Source organism: Scrofimicrobium canadense, assembly GCF_009696615.1.
Taxonomy (GTDB): Bacteria; Actinomycetota; Actinomycetes; order Actinomycetales; family Actinomycetaceae; genus Scrofimicrobium; species Scrofimicrobium canadense.
In genome coordinates, this window is record NZ_VULO01000054.1 from 1 (window position 1) to 1,021 (window position 1,021).

Annotated in this window: 1 protein-coding gene; it reads left to right on the top strand. The window is 55.4% G+C overall.

Features of this window, described 5'->3' with window-relative positions:
* Positions 1 to 141 precede the first annotated feature (141 nt).
* On the top strand, positions 142 to 1,021 hold an 880-nt coding region (locus FYJ24_RS12525), incomplete at its 3' end, for an ATP-dependent nuclease (protein ID WP_225872180.1).

Below are 1,021 nucleotides of genomic sequence, written 5' to 3' on the forward strand. Positions count from 1 at the left end.
CTCCCCCCTCCCGACGGCACAGGTTACGCGAGCGGAACGCAATCATGTGCAAGTTCACTACCTACCCGCTCGACGGGATCCCGCCGAGCACATTGCTTACAGTGCCAATGCTCTGCTCGGTCGCATGCTGCGAGCAGTAAACTGGGAGAACGAGCGCGAGGAAATCAAAGGCTTCACGGACAACATCAGCGAAAGCCTCGCTGGCAACCCATCGATTGCAACTCTGAGCGAGAGCCTGAAGGCAACCTGGAGCACCTTGCACAAAGGCAGTTTCTTCACCGACCCCCAATCACCTTCGTCGCATCCGAGATTGAGGCCTTATTGCGACATCTGTCCGTCTCATTTTCTCCTGGGCATGACGAAGAATTGGTTGATTTCTCCAGGCTAAGTGATGGACAGAAGTCCATGCTCTATCTGTCACTGGTGCTTTCGGCACAGTCGATCGGGCGTGCAGTCCTTGCTGGTGACGACGACACCTTCGACCTAGACAAGCTGCGACCCCCTGTGTTCACGATCGTCGCCATTGAGGAGCCTGAAAACAGCCTGTCGCCCCATTATCTGGGACGAATTGTGATTGCTCTAGTCACCATGACAGGGAACGAAGACGCCCAGGCCCTGATCGCCACGCATGCACCCTCCATGCTGCGGCGAGTCAACCCTAGACACATCCGCTACTTGCGACTCACCAGCGCGCGAATCACCAAGACAACGCGCATTCGCTTACCGAAAAGGACAGATGAAGCCCATAAGTTTGTCCGCGAAGCAGTACAGGCATATCCCGAAATCTACTTTTCCCGACTGGTCATCCTTGGAGAAGGTGATAGCGAAGAAATCGTTCTGCCCCGCATTCTACGTGCCAAAGGTATTCCAGTCGATGAGTCTGCTGTGACCGTCGCACCACTTGGTGGCCGCCATGTCCATCACTTCTGGCGGTTGCTCTCAGCCCTCGAAATCCCCTATATCACCTTGCTCGATTTGGATGTAGCCCGACATCAAGGAGGTTGGGGCCGGATCAAGTACG